The organism is Microterricola pindariensis, assembly GCF_002936985.1.
Lineage (GTDB): Bacteria > Actinomycetota > Actinomycetes > Actinomycetales > Microbacteriaceae > Microterricola > Microterricola pindariensis.
In genome coordinates, this window is sequence record NZ_MPZN01000006.1 from 18,805 (window position 1) to 40,168 (window position 21,364).

General features: G+C 70.9%; 20 protein-coding genes. 10 read left to right on the forward strand and 10 right to left on the reverse strand.

Annotated elements, in window-relative coordinates; genetic code table 11:
* Nucleotides 1-37: 37 nt before the first annotated feature.
* Together GY24_RS03205 and GY24_RS03210 are read right to left on the reverse strand one after the other, a co-directional pair.
* On the reverse strand, nt 38-607 hold the full coding sequence (locus GY24_RS03205; protein ID WP_233279172.1) for a GNAT family N-acetyltransferase: 570 nt from the start codon (nt 605-607) through the stop codon (nt 38-40).
* 13 nt (nt 608-620) lie between these two features.
* Nucleotides 621-1,265 carry a class I SAM-dependent methyltransferase gene (locus GY24_RS03210; protein WP_104474335.1) on the reverse strand — a complete coding sequence of 215 codons (645 nt, stop codon included), beginning with the start codon at nt 1,263-1,265 and terminating at the stop codon, nt 621-623.
* Nucleotides 1,266-1,423: 158 nt separating this feature from the next.
* On the opposite strand from GY24_RS03210, the gene GY24_RS03215 reads away from it, so the two are divergent.
* Both GY24_RS03215 and GY24_RS03220 read left to right on the forward strand, forming a co-directional pair.
* Nucleotides 1,424-1,711: a hypothetical protein gene (locus GY24_RS03215; protein ID WP_104474336.1), complete on the forward strand. Its 288-nt coding sequence runs from the start codon at nt 1,424-1,426 to the stop codon at nt 1,709-1,711.
* 51 nt (nt 1,712-1,762) lie between these two features.
* A complete protein-coding gene (locus GY24_RS03220; protein ID WP_104474337.1) occupies nt 1,763-2,203 on the forward strand; it encodes a VOC family protein in 441 nt (146 codons plus the stop codon).
* Here the strand turns inward: GY24_RS03220 and GY24_RS03225 are convergent.
* Genes GY24_RS03225 through GY24_RS03235 form a run of 3 tightly spaced genes read right to left on the reverse strand, consistent with a single transcriptional unit; the run spans nt 2,200 to nt 7,753 of the window.
* Nucleotides 2,200-2,952 carry an EI24 domain-containing protein gene (locus GY24_RS03225; protein ID WP_233279173.1) on the reverse strand — a complete coding sequence of 251 codons (753 nt, stop codon included), beginning with the start codon at nt 2,950-2,952 and terminating at the stop codon, nt 2,200-2,202. The two genes, GY24_RS03220 and GY24_RS03225, sit on opposite strands and share 4 nt — an antisense overlap.
* Nucleotides 2,953-2,961: 9 nt before the next feature.
* Nucleotides 2,962-4,944 (reverse strand): hypothetical protein, encoded by a 1,983-nt coding sequence (locus GY24_RS03230; protein ID WP_104474338.1) that lies wholly within the window; start codon nt 4,942-4,944, stop codon nt 2,962-2,964.
* A 1-nt stretch (nt 4,945) separates the two neighbouring features.
* Complete coding sequence (locus GY24_RS03235) at nt 4,946-7,753, reverse strand: MMPL family transporter (RefSeq protein ID WP_104474339.1); 2,808 nt, start codon at nt 7,751-7,753, stop codon at nt 4,946-4,948.
* A gap of 135 nt (nt 7,754-7,888) precedes the next feature.
* Between GY24_RS03235 and GY24_RS03240 the strand changes: the two genes are divergently transcribed.
* A complete protein-coding gene (locus tag GY24_RS03240; RefSeq protein WP_104474340.1) occupies nt 7,889-8,296 on the forward strand; it encodes a pyridoxamine 5'-phosphate oxidase family protein in 408 nt (135 codons plus the stop codon).
* Between the two features lie 47 nt (nt 8,297-8,343).
* Nucleotides 8,344-9,378 (forward strand): GGDEF domain-containing protein, encoded by a 1,035-nt coding sequence (locus GY24_RS03245; protein ID WP_104474341.1) that lies wholly within the window; start codon nt 8,344-8,346, stop codon nt 9,376-9,378.
* 33 nt (nt 9,379-9,411) lie between these two features.
* On the opposite strand, the gene GY24_RS03250 is transcribed toward GY24_RS03245, so the two are convergent.
* Both GY24_RS03250 and GY24_RS03255 read right to left on the reverse strand, forming a co-directional pair.
* Nucleotides 9,412-10,836 (reverse strand): DUF2252 domain-containing protein, encoded by a 1,425-nt coding sequence (locus GY24_RS03250; RefSeq protein WP_104474342.1) that lies wholly within the window; start codon nt 10,834-10,836, stop codon nt 9,412-9,414.
* A 19-nt stretch (nt 10,837-10,855) separates the two neighbouring features.
* Nucleotides 10,856-11,236, reverse strand: coding sequence for a PLDc N-terminal domain-containing protein (locus GY24_RS03255; protein ID WP_104474343.1), 381 nt, complete (start codon nt 11,234-11,236; stop codon nt 10,856-10,858).
* Nucleotides 11,237-11,438: 202 nt separating this feature from the next.
* On the opposite strand from GY24_RS03255, the gene GY24_RS03260 reads away from it, so the two are divergent.
* The 3 genes from GY24_RS03260 to GY24_RS03270 are packed head-to-tail and all read left to right on the forward strand — an operon-like array spanning nt 11,439 to nt 14,802.
* Complete coding sequence (locus tag GY24_RS03260) at nt 11,439-13,097, forward strand: MFS transporter (RefSeq protein WP_104474344.1); 1,659 nt, start codon at nt 11,439-11,441, stop codon at nt 13,095-13,097.
* On the forward strand, nt 13,094-13,663 hold the full coding sequence (locus GY24_RS17415; RefSeq protein WP_133161091.1) for a hypothetical protein: 570 nt from the start codon (nt 13,094-13,096) through the stop codon (nt 13,661-13,663). The genes GY24_RS03260 and GY24_RS17415 overlap by 4 nt, the downstream gene beginning before the upstream one ends.
* A gap of 41 nt (nt 13,664-13,704) precedes the next feature.
* Nucleotides 13,705-14,802, forward strand: a complete 1,098-nt coding sequence (locus GY24_RS03270) for a DUF998 domain-containing protein (RefSeq protein ID WP_104474346.1) — start codon at nt 13,705-13,707, stop codon at nt 14,800-14,802.
* A gap of 46 nt (nt 14,803-14,848) precedes the next feature.
* Here the strand turns inward: GY24_RS03270 and GY24_RS03275 are convergent, their stop codons facing one another.
* Both GY24_RS03275 and GY24_RS03280 read right to left on the reverse strand, forming a co-directional pair.
* Nucleotides 14,849-16,720 carry an alkyl/aryl-sulfatase gene (locus GY24_RS03275; RefSeq protein WP_104474347.1) on the reverse strand — a complete coding sequence of 624 codons (1,872 nt, stop codon included), beginning with the start codon at nt 16,718-16,720 and terminating at the stop codon, nt 14,849-14,851.
* Nucleotides 16,721-16,821: 101 nt separating this feature from the next.
* Entirely contained in the window at nt 16,822-17,727 is a 906-nt protein-coding gene (locus GY24_RS03280; RefSeq protein ID WP_104474348.1) for a DMT family transporter, read from the reverse strand.
* A gap of 39 nt (nt 17,728-17,766) precedes the next feature.
* Here GY24_RS03280 and GY24_RS03285 point away from each other — a divergent pair, with 39 nt between their 5' ends.
* The 3 genes from GY24_RS03285 (at nt 17,767) to GY24_RS03295 (ending at nt 21,042) form a co-directional block, all read left to right on the forward strand.
* Nucleotides 17,767-18,279, forward strand: coding sequence for a MarR family winged helix-turn-helix transcriptional regulator (locus GY24_RS03285; RefSeq protein ID WP_104474349.1), 513 nt, complete (start codon nt 17,767-17,769; stop codon nt 18,277-18,279).
* 80 nt (nt 18,280-18,359) lie between these two features.
* Complete coding sequence (gene argG / locus GY24_RS03290; protein WP_104474350.1) at nt 18,360-19,790, forward strand: argininosuccinate synthase; 1,431 nt, start codon at nt 18,360-18,362, stop codon at nt 19,788-19,790.
* Between the two features lie 739 nt (nt 19,791-20,529).
* Nucleotides 20,530-21,042, forward strand: coding sequence for a Dps family protein (locus tag GY24_RS03295; RefSeq protein ID WP_104474351.1), 513 nt, complete (start codon nt 20,530-20,532; stop codon nt 21,040-21,042).
* A gap of 103 nt (nt 21,043-21,145) precedes the next feature.
* On the opposite strand, the gene GY24_RS03300 is transcribed toward GY24_RS03295, so the two are convergent.
* Entirely contained in the window at nt 21,146-21,343 is a 198-nt protein-coding gene (locus GY24_RS03300; protein WP_104474352.1) for a hypothetical protein, read from the reverse strand.
* Between the last annotated feature and the right edge of the window lie 21 nt (nt 21,344-21,364).

Below are 21,364 nucleotides of genomic sequence, written 5' to 3' on the forward strand. Positions count from 1 at the left end.
GCCGGGTCGGGGCGGATGCCACGGCATCCGCCCCGATTCAGCGCAGCGGCAGCCGCATCAGCACACGCGGGAAGCCGTTGATCACCGAGCCCGTGTCGGCGGCCTTCACGAATCCGGCTCGCTCGAACAGCGCCCGCGTGCCGACGTAGGCCATCGTCAGGTCGACCTTCCGGCCGCCGTTCTCGACCGGGTAGCCCTCGATCGCCGGCGCCCCGTTCGCCCGTGCGAACTCGACGGCTCCGGCGAGCAACGCATGCGAGATCCCGGTGCCGCGGTGCCCCGGCCGCACACGGATGCACCACACCGACCACACCGGCAGGTCGTCGACGTGCGGAATGGTGCGGCTGTGGGCAAAACCGGTGTCGGCGCGCGGGTGCACGGCCGCCCAGCCGACCACCTGCTCGCCGTCATAGGCGAGCACGCCAGGCGGCACGGCCTCCGCGCAGAGCTCGCGCACCCGCTCGCCGCGGGCCGGCCCCCGGAGAACCACGTTCTCCTTCGACGGGATCCGGTAGCTCAGACACCAGCAGACGTTCGCGTCGGCGCGCTGGGGGCCGAGCACGGCGGCGACGTCGTCGAACACGGCTGCCGGCCGCACCTCGATCACGGCCGCACCTGGCTCACGGCCGGGCACCCTCCGCCGGCGCATGCCCGTCGAAAAGCACCACAGGCACCGGGCCGAACGGGGCGGAGCGCACGCGGATCCGGCGGCTGTCATCGGCGACGAATCCGGCGGCGGCGAGCAGCTGTGCGGTGTCCCTGTCCCAGTGGCAGCCATGGCAGAAACGGGCGGAGAACGGGGTGGCGGCCCGCTGCACGGCGCGCTTCAGGGTGCGCGGCGGGGCGACGACGTGGTCGATGAACACCACCCGCCCGCCCGGCACGAGCACGCGCCGCACCTCGGCCAGGGCGGCGGCCGGGTCGTCCACCGAGCAGAGCACGTAGCTGCCGAACACCGCGTCGAGGGAGCCGCTCGGCAACGGAATCGCCTCGCAGCGCGCGTCCAGCGGCGCAGCGGCGTGCCCCCACTCTCTGGCGCGGGTGGCGAGCTCGCCGCGCCGTGCGGCATCCGGCTCGAGGCCCGCCCAGACGACATCCGGGTGCAGCGCGCCGAAGTTCTCGCCAGAGCCGGCCCCGACCTCGAGCACCCGGCCGCGCAGCCGCGCCACGAAGTCGCGCTCGAGATCGTCCAGATCGTCGTCGCTGATCGGCCGGGCCGGCGCGTCGCCGGCCGGGCCGCCTGCGACGCCCGCACCGCCGCTCATCGCCACTCTCGGTCCACGCCCCCAGCGTCTCACCGCCCGGCCGGGCTGGCAACCCGCGTCGAGGACGCACGAAGAAAAGAGGTGGGCGAGGGATTGCGCGCGCGCCCGGGCGGGAGGATTCTGGGACGACGCACTCCGAGCCAGGAAAGGGGCGGGCCATGTCGAAGGACAAGCCGCAGAAACACCAGGCACTTGAGCACAAGGGCCGGGAATACACCGTTCAGAAGACCGAGTCCGGGCACTGGCAGATCACAGACGACGCCGGCGTTCTCTACGGCTCGATCGAGATGATCAGCCGCCACGGCGCCGACGACGACCCGGTCTACAACGGCTACGAGCCCGGGCAGACGCACTTCTCGCACTTCGGCTCCGACTGGATCGGGATCGCCCGCACGCTGATCAACGAGTTCGAGGCCGCGCACCCGCGCACCATCACGCACTACTAGCAGGCTCCGGAGCGTCGGCGTAGCATAACGGCCACCGAGCAAGGAGGAGCAATGGCGAACCTCGTCGTGCACTTTGAGATCCACGCATCGGAGCCGCAGCGGCTCATCGACTTCTACTCGAGCCTGTTCGGCTGGACGTTCACCAGGTTCGGCGAGATGGACTACTGGTCGATCTCGACCGGCGAGGGGTCTATCGGGATGGACAGGTCGCCGGGCCTGGGCATCAACGGCGGCATGACCAAGCGGATGGGCCCGGGGCCCGACGTCGGCGCGCCGGTGAACGGCTGCGACTTCGTCGTCGGAGTTGACGACATCGACGCCCTGTTCGCAAAGGGGCTCGAGCTCGGCGCGATCGAGGCGCTGCCCCTCGGCGACATGCCGGGCATCGGCCGTGTGGGCTACCTGCTCGACCCCGACAACAACGTGTTCGGCATGATCTCACCCGTGCTCTCCGATGGCACCGACGTCACCATCCCGATGGGCCCCAGCTAGGGAGCGTTGCGCCCGGCCAGGCGGGCGGCGTCCAGCGCCCTGCCGGCCAAGAAGGTGGAGCCGGCAACGGCCGCCGGCATCGTGAAGACCGCCCCCAGCGGGACCATGAACAGCAGCTGGGTGGCCACGCCGAAGCCGAGCAGCTCCCAGCGGATGCCGCGGCGGAGCGCGCGTTGCCCCGCGCCCGGGATGCCGCGCGCCTCGAAGGCGCGCGAGCTCAGCTCGACGGCGAGCAGTCGGCCGGAGAGCACGATGCCGAGCGTCGGCGCGAGCGCCGCACCGAGCAACGGGACGAAGCCGGCGAGCACCACGAGCAGGGCGGTGAGAACGCCCATGCCGAGGAGGGCGAGCGAACTGCGCACGGCCCGCCAGAATCCGGCGCCGGCCTCGGGCACCTCGCCCAGTTCTTGTTCTGCCGCGCGCCAGATGCGCTCGTAGAACGGGTCGCCGACGGCGAGGGTGAGCGCCGTGAAGGTGACGGCGGCCAGCACGATTGCGCCGCCGAGGAGCACGGCCCCGAGCGCGGAGGCGATGATCGTCGGCCAGGGCTCAGGCCAGGCGTCGTCGAACGGTGTCAGCCACAGCACGAGTGACGGCAGGTTGGCGCCGAGGGCGATCAGCGCGGCGAGCATCAGCGCGAACACGATCGCGGCCGGCACCAGCCCGAGCAGCATGACGCCCGGGCGGCGGCGCCAGAACCCGAATCCGCGCAGCAGCAGTCCGACGCCGGAGAAGAAGTCGCTGAGCACGGGCCCAGCCTATGCGGAGCGCTGCGCGCCCTCACCCTCGCCGGGCGTCGGATCCGCCACGGCCTCGCCGCTGGTGCTGCTGCCGTCGCCGGCAGCGCGCCGCCGCACGGCCACGCCGGCGTAGACGAGCGCCGCCCCGAGCAGTGCCCAGAGCAGCAGGCCGGCGAGCCCGGCCAGGGCCGAGCCCGCATCCCGGGTGAGGGCGGCCAGCAGCAGCTGGAGCGCCGGGGCCGTCGGCAGCGCCCCGGCGATGCCGGCGATCACGGGGGGCACGGCGCCGCTCAGCCCGGCCGCCAACGCCACCACCGCGACCGCGGCGGCCAGCAGTCGCCCCACCGCGCCGAACGCCGCAGCGAGACCCTGGTTGAGCACGGCGAAGACGGCGCCGATGGCCAGACAGGCCCCGGCGAAGCTGAGCCACTGCAGCGGGCTGGCCGCCACGGCGGTGAGCACGACGACGCCCACGACGACGCCCTGCGCGGCGCCGAACGCCGCCGTCAGCCCGAGCGAGCGCAGCGCGATCCCGGTGCTCGGCGCCGCGGTGAGCAGCAGGCGCGTCGGCACGGCCCGGCGGGCGATGGCCAGCACGAGGCCGCCCAGCCAGAGGGCGACCACCGCGAACAAGGGCACGGACTGGAACCCGGCCGGCAGGGCCGCCTGCTCGACGAGCACCGGGGCCGAGACCACCGCGGAGAGCGTGCTGATGTCGCTGTCCGAGTACGTCGGGATCTGGGCGACCGCCTGCTGCAGCCCGCTGGAGAGCTGCGCTGCCCCGGAGTCCACCTGCGCCGCCCCGGCCGCCACGCTCTGCGCTCCGTCGGAGAGGGAGGCGGCGCCCTCGCTCAGCTGCGCCGCCCCGTCGGCCAGCTGCTCTGCACCGCTCGCGGAGGAGTCGATGCCGTCGACGAGCGGGCCCATGCCGGCGGCCAGCTGGGCGTTGCCGGATGCCACCTGGTCGGCGCCTCCGGCCAGCTGCGCCGCTGTCTGGTTCGCGCTCTGCAGCCGGGAGAGGGCGGCCGTTGCCCGGTCGCAGAGCACGCCGGGGGTCAGGCAGATTTGGGCGACGGTGGCGGTGAACTGGCTGGTCGCATCCGCCACCGCCGCGCTCAGCCCGTCGGCGGCCGCGGCGACCTGGGCGGCGCCGGCTGCAAGCTGGGCGGTCTGCCCCGGCAGCGGCTGCGCCGCACTGTCCAGTTCGGACAGTCCGTCTGCGAGGGCGGCCGCGCCCGTGTCGAGCGAGCTGGCACCCGCGTTCAGCTGCCCGGCGCCGCTTGCGAGCGACTGCGCCCCGCTGTCGAGTGAGCTGGCCCCGGAGGCGAGGCTGTCCGCGCCGGACGAGGCCTGCCCGATCTGCTGGTTCAACGTGTTGAACCCGGCGTACACATTGTCGAGGTACTGCTCGATGAGTTGCTGGTTGAGCGAGGCGGCCGCCGTCCGGGTGATTGCCTGGGTCAGCGCCGGGTCGAGGAACGCCGACGCGGGCGTCGTCTGAACCTGGAGCGCGGCCTGCGTCGCCGCGGAGGCGGGGCCCCCGATCGACATCGCCGTAGCCGAGAAGGAGGCCGGGATGGTGACGACCGCCGCGTAGCGGCCGGAGCGGAGGCCGGCTGCGGCCTCGTCGCCGTTCGTGAGCACCCAGCTGAAGTTGTTCTGCGCGGCGCCCGCCTGGGGGTCTGTGTCGGTGCTCGCGTCGCTGCCCCCGTCGGTGCCCGCTGCCTGGCCGGCGATCAGCCCGGCGGAGAACTGCCGGCCGAGCGGCACCGTGTTGCCGTTCACGGTGACCGGCTCGTCGTTGTTGACGATCGCCGCGGTCACCCGGTCCAAGTGCGTGGTCGGGGCGGCCAGCGCCCAGCTCAGCACGCCTCCGATCAGCAGCGGCACCAGGAGCAGGCCGATCAGGGTGAGCCGGCCGATGCGCTCCGAGCCGGATGTCGCGGCGAACCGGGATGGCGCGGTGGCCTCGGTGGGCGGGCGGGAGTCGCGGGCGGCCATGTCAGCCCACCAACTCGGAGGCGGCGGGCGGCGACGGCACCGCCGGCGTCGCCGCGGCGAGCCGCGCCACCTGCAGCGCGGTCCCCTCAGGCAGCATCAGGCCGGCCCGCGTGCCGGCGCCCTCCGCCAGCACGATGCTGGGAAGTGGCCGGCCGTGACGGGCGGCCCCCCACAGGCGCTCGGTCAGCAGCTGCCGGATCTGCTCCCGCGTGGCCGCCGCGAGCACGGTGTCTGTGACGTCGATCATCACGATTTCCGGGTCGCCGTGCAGGGCATCGCGGATGACGTCGACCGCGTCGGCCGAGCGATCCACCCGCACGTAGGCCGTGCAGGCGCGTGCGGCGGCGGCCCGGGTGGGCTGCACAAAACCGCACACCTTCAGGCGCCCGGAGAGCACCGGGGCCCGCCCGCCGAGCGCCAGCAGCAGGGCGCTCCGCTCCGCGGGGGTTCCACCCTCGACGAGCAGCGCCCCGCCGGCGGCGAGCTGCGCGTCGAAGTCCGTTCCGACTGGCGGCGTCTCGGCGGTGCGCACGCCCTCCGCGGCGATGGCGAGCCGGTCGCCCGGCTCCGGCCAGTCGGCGAGCGCGAACTCGGCCGCCAGACCCTCGCCCTCGATGTCGAAGCGTGGCAGGGCGCGGTCCAGCCAGGCCGGGAACCACCAGGCGCGGTGGCCGAACAGCACGAGAACGGCGGGGATGAGCGTCATCCGCACCAGGAAGGCGTCGATCGCAACGCCGACCGCGAGGCCGAATGCGATGGGTTGGATGTTGGCCTCGCCCTCCGGCACGAACGCGGCGAAGACGGCGAACATGATGATCGCGGCTGCGGTGACGACCCGGGCCGAGGCGACGAAGCCGCCGTGCACGGCCCCGCCCGGGTCGTGGCTCTGCACGTATTCCTCCCGCATCCGGCTCACCAGGAACACCTCGTAGTCCATGGCGAGGCCGAACAGGACGCCCATCACGATGATCGGCATGAAGCTGATCACCGAGCCCAGCCCGGCCACGTTCAGCGGCTCGGCGAGGAAGCCGTCGATGAAGACGAGCGCGGTGAGGCCGAACGCGGCGCCGATGGAGAGGGCATAGCCGAGCGCGGCCGTGATGGGGACGACGATCGAGCGGAACACCATGGCCAGCAGCACGAGCGAGAGGCCGACGACGAGCAGGCCGAACGGCAGCAGGGCGCCGGCCAGGCGGGCGGAGATGTCGATGCCCGCCGCGGTGTACCCGGTGACGGAGAGGGAGACGCCGTACTCCTGCTCGAACTGCGCGTGCATCGAGCGCAGGGTGGCTACCAGCTCGGCCGTCGCCTCCGAGTCGGGGGCGCCGTCCGGGATCACCTGCACGATGCCCGTGTCTCCCGCCTCGTTGGGGGTCGACAGCGGCACGGATGCCACCCCGGGCACGGCCGCGATCTCGGCGCCCAGATTGTCCATCAACCCGACGGGGTCGGTGCTCTGGATGACGGAGCCGGTGACGATCAGCGGGCCGTTGAAGCCCGGCCCGAAGTGTTCGGCCACGAGGTCGTAGGTCACGCGGCCCGGCGTGCCCTCATCCAGCGAGCCGGCGTCGGGCAGGGCCAGCCGCAGCGAGAGGGCCGGCACCGCGGCGAGCCCGAGCAGCACCACAACGGCGAGCACGGTGACGAGGGGCCAGCGGGTGACCGCGCGCGCCCACGCCGGGAAGAAGCGGCCGGGCCGCTCCGCCGCGTCGACAGGAACGTCGCCAGGAACCTCGGCAGGCGCGTCACCGGGCGCCTCGGGCACGGCGGCCGCTGGCCGGTACCGCTTGGCGACGACGCGCCACCTCGCGAAGCCGAGCAGCGCCGGCGTCAGGGTGATCGAGATCAGCACCGCGATCGCGACGGCCAGCGCGGCGGCGACGCCCATGATGCTGAGGAACGGGATGCCGGCGACGGCCAGCCCGAGCAGCGCGATGATCACGGTGATCGCCGCGAACACCACGGCCGAGCCCGAGGTGGCGACGGCGCGCGCCGCCGACTCCTCCGGCTCGAGGCCATGGCGCAGCTGGTCCTGGTGCCGGGAGATGATGAACAGGGCGTAGTCGATGCCGACGGCCAGGCCCAGCATGAGGGCGAGCAGCGGCGTTGTCGAGGTGATCGTGAGCACGCTGGTCGCGGCGAGCACGATGGCCAGGGACGCACCGACCCCGAGCAGCGCGGTGATGAGCGGCAGGCCAGCCGCCACGAGCGATCCGAAGGTCAGGAACAGCACCACGAAGGCGACGGCGATGCCGAGCAGCTCGGTGATGCTGATGCCGGCCGGACTCTGCGCGAACAGCTGGCCGCCGACGGCGACCTCGGAGCCGGGCGGCAGTGCCGCCTGCAGTGCGACGCCGGCCGCTTGGAGGGCGTCGGCCGTCGTCGGCAGCACGGCGGTCGTCGCCACGGAGAGCTGGATCGGCACGATCACCGCCGAGGAGTCGGCACTGATGTTCGCCGTCGACGACGAGCCGTAGGGCACGGTGGCCGAGGACACCTGCGGGATCGCGGCGATCGTGGCCGCGGCAGCTGTGACGGCCGCCTCGAACCCGGCATCGGTGACGCTGCCGCCGTCCGGGGCGACCGCGATGAGCTGGGCGGAGCTGCCGCTCACCTGAGGGAAGGTGCGGGCGAGCGCGTCGAGGGCGTCCTGGGATTCGGTGCCCGGGATGCTGTAGGTGTTGTCGGTGCCCTGGCCGAGCAGCCCGGCCCCGGCGAACAGCACCGCCAGCGCCACCAGCCAGAGCACGAGCACCCTCCGGTGCATGCGGAACGCCCAACGGCCAAGGGCGTAGAGGGCAGCAGACATGGCGACCGTTTCGGGTAGCAGTCTCGGGGGATTCTCCGGCGGGCTGGTGTCGGACAGGCTACAACTGCTCCGGGCCTCCGGCAAGGGATGCCGCCGGCGGCCGGGCACCCTCCTCCGCTGGGCAACAATGGAAGCATGACGACTCAGCTGAATGACACCGCACTGCACTTCGTGAGCGAGCGCCACATGGGCATCCTCTCGACGCTCGACCGGCGCGGCGGCATCCACGCGGTGCCCGTTGGCTTCACGGTGGAGGGCGGCGTAGTGCGCATCATCACCTCCGATGCCACGCAGAAGGTGCGCAACATCGAGCGCGGCGAGACGGCCACCGTCGCGCAGGTGCACGAGGGGCGATGGATCTCGTTCGCCGGCCCGGCCACCATCAATCGCGATGCGGATGCCGTCGCCCACGCGGTCGAGCTCTACGCCGGCCGCTACCGCCAGCCGCGGGTGAACCCGATCCGTGTCGTCATCGAGATCGCCGCCTCGCGCGTCTTGGGCTCAGCCGACCTGTTCGAGCCCCGCGAGCATTCCGCGGCCTGACGGCGCGCTGCCCCATGAGGCCGCTCGAACATGGCCAGAATGGAGTGATGGACACTGTTCTTGACCAACTCTCCCGGACGGTCACCGCTGCGAAGACGCTCGAGGATCTGGCCCGGCCGATGCTCGAGATGCTCGAGGTGGCCACCGGTCTCGAGTCGACCTACCTGACCACGGTTGACCTGGAGGCGGGGGTGCAGAACATCCTGTTCGCCCGCAATGTCCGCGAGATGCAGATCCCGGAGGGGCTCAGCGTCCCGTGGGCAGACACACTCTGCAAGCGGGCGCTGGACGAGGACAGCTTCTACACCTCGGACGTGCCCACGCGGTGGGGCGACTCAGAGGCAGCCGCGGCGCTCAACATCCACACCTATGTGAGCACGCCGATCGTGACGGAGAGCGGCGGTCTCTATGGAACGCTCTGCGCCGCCAGCGCGATCTCGCAGCCGCTGCAGGCGCAATCGCAGACGATGCTGGAGCTGTTCGCGAAGATGCTCGCCCAACAGGTCGAGCGGGAGCTGCTGTTCCAGCGTCTGCAGCAGGCCAACAGCGAGCTGGCCTCGCACGCCTCGACGGACGCGCTCACCGGCCTGCCCAATCGGCGGCAGCTGCTCGACGAGCTGCGCCGCATGCTCGCCCGCGGCTCCCGCGATGAGCGGGACGTGATCGTCGCCTTCATCGACCTCGACGGGTTCAAGGCCGTCAACGACGCATACGGCCACGATGTCGGCGACGAGTTCCTCTCCAACGTCGCGCGCCAGCTCGGCTCCGCCCTGCGAGAGGGTGACCTGCTGGCCCGGCTCGGCGGCGACGAGTTCGTCGTGATCGGGGCCGGCCCGGCGTCCGGCGACTCGCAGGCCGCAGCGGATGCCGCCGAGGCGCTCCGCACGCGCCTGACCGACTGCACGACGGCGCGCATCGAGCTGGGCATCGGCCCCGTCGACTATGCGGGGGCCAGCGTCGGCGTTGTCGTCGTCGACCCGCTCAGCACAACCGCCGAGGCCGCCCTGCGGCAGGCGGACGAGGCGATGTACGCCCTCAAGCGCTCGCGGCGGGCTCAGCGCCTGACCCTGCCCGAGCCATAGCCCCGCCAGCGAACAGACCCCGCCCGTGAACAGCTAGACACCGGAGACGGCGTGCAGCCGGCCGGATGCCACCGCCTCCTCGAACGCGGCGAAGTCGCGCTCGTTCTGCTCGGCGTAGCGTGCGGCGAAGTCGGCGATCGCCCGGTCGAACACATCGGCAGAACCCAGGTACGCGGCGATGGCGACGCGGTCGCCGGCGCGGGCGTGCGCCCGGGCCAGCGTCTCCCCGCAGAGGCGGGCGTAGAGCAGGGCGCCCGTCGCATCCATGTTCTCGACATCCGCCGAGCCTTTCCAGTCGTGCAGCTGGCGCACGTAGAAGTCGCGCTCAGTGCCGTCGAATCCGGGCACCCGCTGCCAGCCGAGGAAGATGTCGCTGGCGCTCTGCATGATGCGCTGGCCGCGCACGACCCGCTCGCCGTGGTGGGAGTACTCGCTGGCGGGCAGGAAACGCTCCAGCACCGAGGCCTGCGCCTCCTTCGCCTGCAACAGCAGCGGGTCGCCGTCGTCGCGCCCACGCAACAGCAGGATCCAGGCCCGTGTGCCGACACTGCCGACGCCGACCACCTTGCGGGCCATGTGCAGGTACTCGAACTCGCGCAACGGGTGGTTCTGGTGGGCGAGCGTGCCCTGGTATTCGGCGAGCACCCCCTGCATCTGCTCCACCTCATCCGCGTGGCTCCGCCCCGCCGGGGCGAGGTCATCGATCGGCACGATCAGTGGGGGAGCCGGCAGGATGCGCAGCTCGCCGTCGACGACCCCGACGAGCTTCGTGAACACGCTCATGCTGTCGCGAGTGAGCGCCTTGGTGAGCACCGCCGTGGTCCGTTTCACCTGCCTGCTGCCCGCCCGGTCCTCCTCCTGCTCGTGCTTCAGCCAGCGCAGCGCGTCGTCGGCGCTCAGCCGGTCATACCAGGACCGCAACACCGGCGAGGCGGCGGCCTTCCGCATCCGCTCGCGGTACGCCCGCACCAGGGCCAGCACGGTGTCCCGCCTCTCGGCGCCGCTGAAACCGCGGTGCCGGCCGGCGACCTCGAAGCTCGCCGCGAGGCGCTTGACGTCCCACTCCCACGGGCCGGGCAGCGTCTCGTCGAAGTCGTTCATGTCGAAGATCAGGGTGCGCTCCGGGGTGCCGAAGACGCCGAAATTCGACAGGTGCGCGTCGCCGCAGAGCTGCACGATGATGCCGGAATCCGGGGTGCCGGCCAGGTCGGAGGCCATGATCAGCGCCGCCCCGCGGTAGAAGGTGAACGGCGAGACCGCCATGCGCCCGTAGCGGATGGGCACCAGCTCTGGCGCCCTGTTGAGCGCCTGCTCCTCGAGCAGCGCGACCGGGTCCGGCCGGCCGGCGCCGGGCGCCCAGTCGGCGTGCGCGGAGCGCGGCGTGCGGCGCCGGGCCTCCCGACCGGCCTCCTGCCGGCGCTGGAACGCCGGGGAGAGTGTGCCGTCCTTCTCTGCCATTGTCAGGCCTCGCCCACGCTCAGTACCCGCCCATGGCCTTCGCCTTGAGCGCGTCGAACTCACCCGGCGTGATGGTGCCGGCATCCATCAGTTCCTTCGCCTGGGCGATGTCGGCCGCCGGGGTGCGAGAGGGCTCCGGCTTGGAGTAGTCCTCTGGCACGGGCGCGTTGTCGTAGCGGGCGCGGGCGGAGCGCTCGTTCATCGACGCACCCCGGGTGATCATGTAGATCAGCGCGGTGACGAACGGCACGAAGATCAGGCAGATGATCCAGAGTGCCTTCCACCAGCCGTTCAACTCGTGGTCGCGGAACAGGTCGGCGAGGACCCAGAACAGCAGCACCAGGTAGCAGACGAAAACCCATGTCCAGAAGAAGAATCCGACGACTCCCCAGAAGTCCATATCCGTGGCCTTTCTCTCGAGGCACACCCGCTCGGCCGCGCCGGTGCCAGACACTGTAGGCCCACCCGATTGTGCTGCGCCTCCCTCAAACTCAATGAGAAATCAGGCCCGGGTCGGGAGTATTGCGCAGCGTCGCACCGAGGTCGATACTGAGCTTGCGGCATCCGGACCTGCCCGCGCCGCGTGAGGGAGCCGCACGCGCATGAAGAAATGGACCGTCGTTCTCATCCTCGGCAGCGCCCAGTTCGTGATGGTGCTGGACGGCACGGTGATGAACGTGTCGATCTCCACGGTCGTCGCCGACCTGGACACCACCGTCACGGCCATGCAGGCGGCGATCACCTTCTACACGCTGACGATGGCCGCCGTCATGTTGCTGGGCGCGAAGCTCGGCGACGTCTGGGGGCGCCGGCGCGCCTTCGTGATCGGCTCGATCGTCTACGCGATCGGCTCGCTGACGACAGCGCTCAGCCCCAACATCCAGACGCTCTTCATCGGCTGGTCGATCATCGAGGGCCTCGGGGCGGTGCTCGTGATCCCGGCCATCGCCGCGCTCATCGCCGACAACTACACCGGCACAGACCGGATCACCGCCTATGCGACGATCGGCGCCGTCTCGGGCGCCGCCGTGGCCGCTGGCCCGCTCATCGGCGGGTTTGTGACGACCTACTTCAGCTGGCGCTACGTGTTCGTCGCCGAGGTCGTGATCATGGCCATCGTCGTGCTGTTCTCCCGCCGGGTCACCGACTCAACGCCGCCGCGGAAGGTGCACATCGACGCGCTGAGCGTTCTGCTCTCGGCGTTCGGCCTGATCGGTGTCGTGTTCGGCATGCTGCAGAGCAAGACCTGGGGTTGGGTGACGCCGCTGCACTCGCCCGTGATCGGCGGCGTGGAGATCGCGCCGCTCGGCATCTCGCTCACCGCGTGGTTCATGCTCGCCGGTGCCGTGCTGCTCTACTACTTCGTGCGCAGGCAGAAGGCGCTCGTCGCGAAGGGGCTGCCCCCGCTCGTGCACGTGGAGATGTTCAGCATCGTCCGGCTGCGAAGCGGGCTCAGCGTGCTCGGCGCGCAGTACGCGATCACCGCCGGGCTCTTCTTCATGGTTCCCGTCTACCTGCAGATGACGCTGGGGCTGGATGCGCTGCAGACCGGCATCAAGATCTTCCCGCTGTCGATCGCGCTGATCTTGTTCTCGATCATCGGCACCCGCCTCTCCGCCCGCTGGTCGCCGCGGCGGATCGTGCGCTGGGGGCAGGCGATTCTGGTTGTGAGTGCCTTCGTGCTGCTGGGCTCGCTCGACATCGACCTGAAGAGCTGGGTGTTCGCGATCGGCATGTTCTCGGCCGGCGCCGGCCTCGGGCTGCTCGCCTCCCAGCTCGGAAACGTGAACATGTCGGCCGTCAGCGGCAGCGAGTCCAGTGAGGTCGGCGGGCTGCAGGGCGTGTTCCAGAACCTCGGCTCCTCGCTCGGCACCGCCCTGATCGGCTCGGTGCTGATTGGGGCGCTCGCCACCTCGTTCGCCTCCGGTGTCGCCGACAGCACGCTGCCGGCCGACGTGCGCACCACAGTCACCGAACTCACCGAGGGCGGCGTCGCCATCGTCCCCGCCTCGAGCGTCGCGGGCATCGCCGAGAATGCCGGGCTCAGCCCGGCTGACGCCGACACCCTGACCTCGATCTACAGCGAGTCGCAGATCAGCTCGCTGCGCACCTCCTTCTTCGCCCTCATCGCCATTGCCGCCTTCTCGCTGCTATTTGCCCGCGGCATCCCGAATGAGGTGGCGGGGGAGCCCCAGGGCGGGCGGGAGAAGCCTGCCCGGCCCGTGCGGCCCCCGCGACGCGCACGGGGCGGCGGCGCATGAGCGCCGAGCCGCCCGGCCCGGCCGACCACGCACACGGCCCAGGGAACGACGCCGCGGCGCGCGAGGCTGCGGGCACCGTGCTGGTGCGCGTGCGCTCCGGGCTCATCACCGAGGAGTCGGTCTACGGGATCGTGCTCGTCAGCGGCATGATCGTCGTCGCCGGCGGCTACGGGGCGACGTCGTGGGAGACGTTCCTCGGCGTGATCGGCACGGTGATCGTCTTCTGGGCCGCGCACGTCTACGCCGGGACGGTCGCAGGCCACGGCGTGCTCGAGGGGGACGAGACGACCCTGGGTGGGGCATTCCACCGCGCCGTCGGCCGCTCACTCGGATTCCTGCTGGCGGCGCTGCTGCCCTGCTTTGTGCTGCTGCTCGGCGCACTCAAGGCGATCGACGACTCGGTCGCGATGTGGACCGCCCTCTGGCTCGGCGTGGTCGTGCTCGGCGTGCTCGGGTTCAGCGCGTTCACCGTGCGCGGCAGCTCCTGGCCCGTCCGCATCGCCGGGGCGCTGGGCACTGCGGCGTTCGGGTTCGCCATGATCGCGCTCAAGGCCATCATCCATTAGCCCCGCCGGCGTGCCGACGGCTTTTCATCGAGGAGGACGACATGACCCAGTCGACATCGATCGTGCGCGTGTTCCGGCATCCGGCCGAGAGCAGGGAGTCAGTGGAATCCGTCGCGCTCATGGTGGGCGCAGCCGGCTTCCTGCTCGGCGCGCTCATCGCGACCCTGTTCTTCTGGGGCGGCGCCGTGCCGATCGCCGGCCCCGGCTCGCTCGGCCAGCTGGTGGCGGTCTGTTCCGCGATCGTCGCGCTCGCCGTGGTGGTGTGGGCGCGGATGCTGGTGCGCCCGCGCCGCGCCGTGGCGGAGTCCGAACCGCGCCTGCGCTGGTTCGACACCGCCGCTATCGCGCTGACCTACGCCATGATCGCGCTGCTCGGCTGGGTCGGCGTCGCCGCGGTTCTGGCCGAGAGCTTCGTCGATGCCGTCGTCTTCCCCTTCTCCGCCGCGCTGCTGGCCGGGGTCGGGGTGGCCCTGACCGCCTACGTGGTCTTTCTCTCGGCGGTGCACCTCACCCCCATCCATCTCTCGCTCGTTCTGGCGCTGTTCCTCGTGGTCGGGATGCTGACCAGCATGCTGAGCGCCGCCGACCCGCACTGGTGGCAGAAGAACCTGAGCTCGCTCGGCATGACGGACGACCTCTCGGCGCGCGCGTTCAACCTCACCCTGATCATCGCCGGTGCTCTCGTGACGACGATCGCGAACTTCGCGACCGCGTCGCTGCCCGCCGACACGGACGAGGAGCGCCGGCACCGCCGCTTCGTGCGGGTGGCCCTCATGCTGATTGGGGTCCTGCTGGCCTGCGTCGGCATCTTCCCCGTGGATGAGTCCCTGCAGTTGCACAACCTCTCGGCGACCGGGATGGCCATCGTCTACGTCACACTCGTGCTGCGGCTGCGCACGCTGATTCCGAGCACGCCTCGGGTGTTCCTGCTCGTCGGCTACGTCTTCGTCGGCGTGATCGTGCTGCTCGCCGTGCTCTTCATCACGGGCTACTACAACCTCACCGCCGTTGAGCTGGTGCTGGCGGTGCTCGTGTTCAGCTGGCTCATCGTGTTCATGCGCAACCAGGGGCTGTCCCCGCAGCAGCCGCCCCCGGCCGGCGCGGCCAGCGCGGCGCCCTCGACGACGGGCGTCGCCTGACGGCGTCCGTCGTCCTGAGCGGCGCGGCGCGGGGGCTGCGGCCGGGCTAGGGCACGATGATGTTGAACGCCGGGTCGCCGGAGTCCAGCATGCCCAGCAGCGCAGGGAGCACTGAGGCGTCGCCGCTCAGCTCCAGACCGGGGGAGTCGAGGTCGCCGGCCAGCACCGCGATCATCCGCTGCTTGCTCAGGGCGAGCGCGGCCGGCGCCGCTTGATCCGGCTCGATCCTCCGGTTGATCAGCACACCGTTGCGCAGGGTGAGCGCGTAGGTGGCGTCCAGATCGGTGAACGTCACGTCGAGGCGCAGGTCGAGGTCCCACGCCTTCGGGCCGTCCACCGAGATCGCGAGGGCGTCGAAGATCTGCTCTGGGCTGAGCTGGGCAATGAGTGCGGGAGCCGAGGTGACCGTCGGGGTGCCGAAGTTGCCCTCCCGCAGCTCGGTCGCGCCGGAGAGGAAGAAGTTGCGCCAGGTGCCGTTCTCCGCGCCGTAGCCGAGCTGCTCGAGGGTGTCTGCGTACAGTGCGCGGGCGGCGGCGTGGTCGGCATCCGTGAACACGGCATGGTCGAGCAGGGTCGCCGCCCACCGGAAGTCGCCCTCGTCAAACGCCGTCTGCGCGAGTTCGACGACGCGGTCGATGCCGCCCAGCGCGGCCACGTAGCGCACCGCCTCGGCCTCGGGCGGGTGCGGCCAGAGCCGCGCCGGGTTGCCGTCGAACCAGCCCATGTAGCGCTGGTAGATGGCCTTGACGTTGTGGCTGATCGAGCCGTAGTAGCCGCGGGTGCTCCAGGCCGTTTCCAATGCGGGCGGCAGGGGGAAGTCCTCTGCGATCTCCGCGCCCGTCAGTCCCCGGTTCAGCAGGCGCAAGGTCTGGTCGTGCAGGTAGGCGTAGAGGTCGCGCTGGGTGGAGAGGAACTCGACCACGTTGTCGGTGCCCCACGTCGGCCAGTGGTGCGAGGTGAAGGTGACGTCGCTGCGCGCACCGAAGGTGTCGATGGCCTCGGTGAGGTAGTGCGACCACACGTTGGGATCGCGCACCAGCGCCCCGCGCAGGGTGAGCAGGTTGTGCAGGGTGTGGGTGGCGTTCTCCGCCATGCACAGCGCGCGGAAGGCGGGGAAGTAGAAGTGCATCTCGGTGGGCGCCTCGGTGCCCGGTGCCATCTGGAACTCGATCTGCACGCCGTCCACGGTGTGCGTCTCGCCGGTGGCCCGCACCTCGAGGGTCGGCACGATCAGCCCGATTTCGCCGCTGGAGGTCGTCTGGCCGAGCCCCGCGCCGAGGGCGCCGGCCGGCCCGCGCTCCAGCACGGCCCCGTACATGTACCCGGCGCGCCTGGCCATGGCCGTGCCGGCGTAGACGTTCTCCGCGACGGCGTGCTCGACCAGTCCCTCCGGGCTGATCACCTGCACGCGGCCGGCGTCGACATCGGCCTGCGTGGTCACGCCGAACACCCCGCCGAAGTGGTCGACGTGGCTGTGCGTGTAGATGACGGCGCTGACCGGGCGCTCGCCGCGGTTGGCGCGATAGAGGGCGAGGGCGGCGGCCGCCGTCTCCGTCGAGATCAGCGGGTCGATCACGATCACGCCGCGCTCGCCCTCGACGATGGTCATGTTGGAGAGGTCGAGGCCGCGCACCTGGTAGATGCCGGGCACGACCTCGAACAGGCCCTGCTTGGACGTCAACCGCGACTGCCGCCACAGGCTCGGGTTCGCCGTGGCCGGCGCCTCGCCGGTCAGGAAGGAGTAGCTGTCGCCATCCCAGACCACCCGGCCGTCTGCGTCGTGCACGACCCCGGGTTCCAGGGCTGCGATGAATCCCCGGTCGGCGGCGTCGAAGTCGCGGGTGTCTGAGAATGGCAGGCTTTCCCTGAGCTGCTTGTTCGCCTGTTCGATCCTTGCGGTGACTGCCCGATGTTCCATGGTGTGCCCTCCCTCGAAATGAGCGGCGCCCGCCACAGAACGAGGGGCGTCGCGGGAACTCGAGCGAAGGTGCGGCTGGAGCTCCGCAAATCCCTCGCAGTCTAGGGGCGGGTGCGTTCGCGGAACAAGGGTGCGCGGGGCGGGGCAGCATGCTGCCTGGTCGCCCCGGCGCGCTGGCCGAGCACGATTCCGGTGAGGGTGATCAGGATGCCGAGCACCTGCTGCGGGCTGAACACCTCGCCGGCCAGCGCCACACCCAGCAGCACGCCGGTGACCGGGTTGAGCAGCCCGATGAGCCCGACCGTGCCCGCGCCGAGGTGCGCCAGCCCGGTGAACCAGGCCACGTAGGCGAGTGCGGTCGCGATCAGCGACACGTAGCCGAATCCGAGCAGCGCCGGGCCGTCGAGCACGGGCGGCGCCCCCTCCGCGAGCAGCGCGATCGGAACGAGGGTGAGCCCGCCCGCGAGGAGCTGCCACGACGTGAGCGAGAGGACGTCGACGCCGGCGCCCCAGCGCTTGGTGAGGACGAAGCCGAGGGAGGAGAGCGCCATGGCGCTCAGTGAGGCAAGAACGCCGGCCAGGTTGATCGTCGTTGCGCCGGTGAAGAGCATGGTGCAGACACCGACGATGCCGAGCCCGGCACCGATCAGCGGCATCCGCTGTGGCCGCTCGGCGATCAGTGGCCAGGCGATCAGCATCATCATGAGCGGACCGGTGGCCATGATCGTCGCGGCGATGCTCGTCGGCAGCAGCTGTGCGGCGACGTAGACGAGGGCGAAGAAGGCGCCCATGTTGAGGGTGCCGAGCACGAGCGACTTCCACCACCAGGAGCCGCGGGGCAGGCGGCGGCGGAGCGCGAGCAGCACCAGCCCGGCGGGGAGTGCCCGGATCGCCGCGCCCCAGAGCGGGGAGTCGGCGGGCAGGAACTGGTGGGTGACGTAGTACGTCGTGCCCCACGCGATCGGCGCGACGGCGGTGAGGAGCACGAAGCGCCATTTATCTTCCATGGAAGCAATAATAGCTGCCAAGGAAGATAATATGGCGGTATGGAATCAGATTCCCCGGAGAAGCTCGACCGCGTCGCGCAGATTCAGCAGGAGTGGCACCGGGAACGGCCGGAGCTGGACCCCTCGCCGATGGGGGTGATCGGCCGTATCCATCGGCTGGGCGAGTACCTGAGTGAGGAGATCGTTGTCGTGTACAAGCGGCACGGCCTCGGCGAGGGGGAGTTCGACGTGCTCGCGGCGCTGCGCCGGGCCGGTGCCCCCTTCGAACGGGCGCCGGGGGAGCTGGCACAGCACACCATGGTCACCACCGGGGCGATGAGCAAACGGATCGACCGGCTCGAGGAGCGTGGGCTCGTCAGCCGCCGGGTGAGCGCGGTCGACGGTCGGGCGCGGGTCATTGCCCTCACCGGGGCCGGGCGCGAGCTCGTCGACCGCGCGGTCACCGAGCACCTGGCGAACGAGCGGCGGCTGCTGGATGCGCTGAGCCCGGAGGACGTGGCGGCGCTCGAAGCGGTGCTCACGCGCTGGTCGCTGGCCGTCGAGAACGGCTGAGCGCGGCATCCGCCGGGCAGCGCTCCGCCCGCCGCGGGCCCGGGTCTTTCTCGCGGCCGGTCTGGAATAAGCTTGAGGGCATGTCTAAGGTGCTCAGCTCTCTTCCTGTCGGCGAACGCGTCGGCATCGCCTTCTCCGGCGGCCTCGATACCTCCGTCGCCGTCGCCTGGATGCGTGAGAAGGGCGCGGTGCCCTGCACCTACACCGCCGACATCGGCCAGCCAGACGAGCCCGACATCGAGGCCGTGCCCGGCCGTGCCCTCGAGTACGGCGCCGAGATCGCCCGCATCGTCGACGCCAAGTCGGCCCTGGTCGAGGAGGGCCTCGTCGCCCTGGCCTGCGGCGCGTTCCACATCCGCTCCGGCGGCAAGACCTACTTCAACACCACGCCGCTCGGCCGCGCCGTCACCGGCACCATGCTGGTGCGCGCCATGAAGGAGGACGGCGTCGACATCTGGGGCGACGGCTCCACCTACAAGGGCAACGACATCGAGCGCTTCTACCGCTACGGCCTGCTCGCCAACCCGCGCCTGCGCATCTACAAGCCGTGGCTCGACAGCTCCTTCGTGCACGAGCTCGGCGGCCGCACCGAGATGAGCGAGTGGCTCGTCGCGCGCGGCTACCCGTACCGTGACTCGGCCGAGAAGGCCTACTCCACCGACGCCAACATCTGGGGCGCCACCCACGAGGCCAAGCTGCTCGAGGAGCTCTCCAGCGGCATCGAGCTGGTCACCCCGATCATGGGCGTCGCCGCCTGGCGCGATGACGTCGAGGTCGCCACCGAGGTCGTCTCCGTGCGCTTCGAGGCCGGCCGCCCCGTCGCCATCAACGGCGTCGAGTTCGCCGACCCCGTCGCCCTCGTGCTCGAGGCGAACAAGATCGGTGGCCGTCACGGCCTCGGCATGTCCGACCAGATCGAGAACCGCATCATCGAGGCGAAGAGCCGCGGCATCTACGAGGCCCCGGGCATGGCGCTGCTGCACATCACCTACGAGCGCCTGCTGAACGCCATCCACAACGAGGACACCGTTGCCAACTACCACAACGAGGGCCGCCGCCTCGGCCGCCTGATGTACGAGGGCCGCTGGCTCGACCCGCAGTCGCTCATGGTGCGCGAGTCCATCCAGAAGTGGGTCGGCTCGGCCGTCACCGGCGAGGTCACCGTCAAGCTGCGCCGCGGCGACGACTGGACGATCCTCGACACCACCGGACCGCACCTCAGCTACCACCCGGACAAGCTCTCCATGGAGCGCGTCGGCGACTCGGCCTTCGGCCCGGACGACCGCATCGGCCAGCTGACCATGCGCAACCTCGACATCGCCGACTCCCGTTCGCGCCTCGAGCAGTACGCGGCAGCCGGCATCATCGGCGGCGCGACCGCAGAGCTGGTCGGCCAGCTCGAGTCCGGCGCGGCGAGCGAGATCCTCGAGGGTTCCAGCGACGCGGATGCCGAGAGCGACGCCGTCGACCGCGCCTCCGAGGGTGCTGCCTTCGACTCCGGCACCGACTAGTCGCTGCAGAGACATCGTCTGTGAGGGGCCGGCTCCGTTGGGAGCCGGCCCCTCCTGCGTTTCCCGGCGGTTTCCCGGCCGTTTCGGCCGGCGGGGCAGGGAGCCAGCCCGAGGCGCGCGTCGCGCGTCTGGATGCGCGCGGTTCGGAGGCGATCGCACGATTGGGAGGCCGGTTCGGGTCGGTTTCTGCCTCCCGAACCTCCTCTTGCCTCCCAACCGGATGCCTGACCCTGCACCGCATCCTCACCGACCCGCTCGACGGGACCCCGCTGCAGCTGGACCCGACCCAGTACCGGCTGTCCGCGGCTATGCGGCGCTGGATCCTCTACCGGGACGAGACGTGCCGGTTCCCCGGCTGCATCCGCAAGGCGGAGCGCTCCGAGACCGACCACACCCGGGTCTGGGAGCACGGCGGGCTGACCGTCGAGGAGAACCTGGCCGTGCTCTGCAAGAAGAAGCACCGGCTCAAGCGCCAACGGTTTCGACACGCTCTACCAGCGGGGTTGCGCCGCCGTATCCACCAGGCGCTTTCCCCGAAGCTCCGCCGTTCTGAGCGTCGAACCACCGCGCCTGCAACCCCGCGCCTGCGACCCCGCGGCTGGGCGCGCGGTCCGAGTATCGCCCACGGCCCTGTCCAGGCGAGGCGTGCGGGGTTAGCCTCGAAGAAGCGCACCGGTCGGGTACTGCCCCCACGAGCAGCGCACTCTCCGGCCGGGCGGCAACCGAGAGGAAGCACGCCATGACCGACACTCTGGAGCGAGGGACGCGGAAGAGCTCGCGCACGCACACGGAAACCGAGGTGTTCACCGCGTCGAAGAAGCTCAGCGATGCCCTGCAGCAGGTGCTCGTCGAACTGCTCGAGCTGCAGCTGCAAGGCAAGCAGGCCCACTGGAACGTCATCGGGCGCAACTTCCGCGACCTGCACCTGCAACTCGACGAGATCATCAAGGCGGCCCGCGGCTTCTCCGATGTCGTGGCCGAGCGGATGCGCGCCCTGCACGCCGTGCCGGACGGGCGCAGCGACACGATCGCCGCGACGACGAAAATGCCGGCCTACCCGGCGGGGGAGACCGACACCGCAGAGACCGTCGACCTGATCACGGCGCGGCTGCACACGGTGGCCGGCACGGCGCGTGCCGTGCACGACGTGGTGGATGCCGCAGACCCGACGAGCGCCGACATCCTGCACGCCATCATCGAGAAGATCGAGCAGTACGCCTGGATGGTCGGCGCCGAGAATCGCACCCCCTAACCCACGATCCAGCTACCGATTCAGCCATCGATCCTGCACGTATGGTCGTTTTTGGAGACGAAACAGCCACGGAAATGACCATATGTGCAGCGTTGGCTGCGTCTCAGAGCGCGTCGAGCACGGCCTCGATATCGCTGAAGTCGAGGCCGGTCGCGTTCGCGAGGTGACCGTCCAGCAGGGCGTTCAGCTGGCTGGCATCCGCCCGGTGCAACGGCACGCTGACGCCGCGCAGGCAGTCGTCGCAGTTGCATCCGGCGGGATCAATTGTCGAGACGATTTCGTTGCTGTCGATCGCGGTCATGAGGCCCCCTCTCATCGGTCC